At 70.7% G+C, this 2,179-nt stretch carries 2 protein-coding genes; both read right to left on the reverse strand.

Annotated elements, in window-relative coordinates:
• On the reverse strand, nucleotides 1–632 hold a 632-nt coding region (locus WBP48_RS11605; RefSeq protein WP_424440576.1), incomplete at its 3' end, for a CDP-glycerol glycerophosphotransferase family protein.
• An 85-nt stretch (nucleotides 633–717) separates the two neighbouring features.
• The gene (locus tag WBP48_RS11610) at nucleotides 718–2,142 is read right to left on the reverse strand and encodes a S1C family serine protease (protein ID WP_424440578.1); all 1,425 of its coding nucleotides are present in this window, start codon (nucleotides 2,140–2,142) and stop codon (nucleotides 718–720) included.
• Nucleotides 2,143–2,179 lie beyond the last annotated feature (37 nt).

Consider the following 2,179-nt stretch of genomic DNA (forward strand, 5'->3'; position numbering starts at 1 on the left):
GCCCTGCCCCGCGAGAGCACGTCGACGCGCGGCTCCCCCGTCACCGGGACCCGCTCGTCCGGCAGTCCGAACGCCGACTCCAGTCGGCCGCGCACGAGGTGGGACGCGGCCGGCAGGACCCGGATGCGGCGCTGCGTGTTCCGGTACAGCGCGGCGAGCAGTCGAGCGAGCACCCGGCCGATGGCGACGGGCGCTCCGGGCAGCGGCGACTGGGTCGTGACCGGGGCATCCAGGCCGATCCGTTTGAGCGGGATCCCGTGCCACAGCTGGACGATCACACCGCCGGTCGCGGCGTAGCGGTTGACATCGCCGAACCCGTGCGTGATGACGGCGACGGCCGCGCGCGCGGTGAGCCAGAAGCCCCGCAGTGAGTTCTTCGGTACCGACGGGATACCTCGGCCACGCGCCTGGGCCTCGTCACGCGCGCCAGAGGTGAGCCAGACAGCGCGGACACCGTCGGCGACGGCGTACTGCCACAGCGCCCACGCGCCGTCGGCGACGCCGACGGCGCAGCCGAACACCCAACGATCGCGTGTGCGCGGGATGACGAGCGTCACCGCCCGTCCGAGCACGTAGAGCGGGATGCGCAGAAGCTTCCCGGCGTTGCCGGCGCCGAACGAGAAAGACGCCACCCGGTGAGCCTATCGCGCGGCTCTCCGGGTGACGTCCTCGATCGTGGCGATCCGGCGGATGGCGCGAGCCGCCGCCGTGTGCGGCTTACGGAGTGAGCTCCCCGAGGGTGACCTCGTCCGAGAGTGTCCTGCCGTCGCGCACGTACACGATCGTGGCCTTCGAACCCGCGGCCTGGGCGCGGACCTGGGCGGTCAGGTCGGTCGCGTCGGCGATCGGCACGCCGTTGAACGATGTCACGACGTCGCCTTTGCGCAGGCCCGCGCTCGCCGCAGCCCCACCCGCGGAGACCTCGCTGATGTAGGCGCCGGCGGTCGTCGCGCCCTCCTGGACGGCGGCATCCATGACGCTCGCACCGAGCAGACCGTGCGTCGCGGCGCCATCGGCGATGAGCTCGTCGGTGATGCGCCTCACGATGTCGGAGGGGATCGAGAAGCCGACCCCGATCGAGCCGGCCTGGCTCGAACTGGAGCCCGTCGAGGCGATGGCGACGTTGATGCCGATGAGCTCCCCCGCACTGTTGACGAGCGCGCCACCGGAGTTTCCCGGGTTGATCGCGGCATCCGTCTGGATGACGGCGATCGAGATGGTGCTCGTCGGCGCCGACTGCTGCTGACCCTGACCGAAGTCGAACTGGAACGGTGAGTCGCCCTGGCCGTCCTCCGGACTCTGCTGCGTACTGTCGCCCTCGGGAGCGGCCGACGAGGCGATCTGGATCGATCGGTTCAATGCACTCACGATGCCGGTGGTCACAGTGTTCGACAGGCCGAGGGGCGCGCCGACGGCGACGGTCTGATCGCCGACGTTGAGCGCGCCCGAGTCGCCGAACGAGATCGGTGTGAGCCCCGACGCGTCCTCGAGCTTGATGACCGCGAGGTCGTAGGTGGGGTCCGTGCCGACGATCGTCGCCGCGTACACCTTGCCATCGGATGCGGTGACGGTGAGCTTGGCGTCGGCGGTCTGGCCGTCCAGGGTCACCACGTGCGTGTTGGTGACGACGTAGCCGTCCTCGGTCAGGATGACCCCCGAACCGGTGCCGCCCGACGAGTTCGCCGTGGCGGAGATCGTCACGACGCTCGGAACAACCTTGGCCGCGATCGCCGTCGTCTGATTCACCGAGTCGGTGTTGTTGACGGTCACCGCACCCGGTGTGGTCGTCACGACCGCCTGCGGCTGTGCGAAGAACGACGTGCCCGCAGCGGCGCCGCCGAGACCCGCCGCACCGCCGACGAGGGCAGCTGCGACCATGATGCCCACGATCTTGCCCGCACCCACCTTGACACCGGACCCCGTCGCGTGCGCGTCGCCATCCGGCGCTAAGGTCGGCGCCGGAGCCGTCGCATACGCCGCTGTCGGCTGACCGAACGCACCCGTTCCATAGGCGGAGGCGGTCGGCGGCGTGTACGGCGCCTGCGCCGCGTACGGTGTCAGCTGCGGAGCGAGTTGCTGCGTGGGGTGCGAGTGCCCGGGAGTATGCGGCACAGGAGTCTGCGGCACAGCCGCTTGCGGCACGGTTGTCTGTTGCGCGGGAGTCTGCGGTGCCGCGGAG

The organism is Microbacterium sp., from assembly GCF_049661145.1.
Lineage (GTDB): Bacteria > Actinomycetota > Actinomycetes > Actinomycetales > Microbacteriaceae > Microbacterium.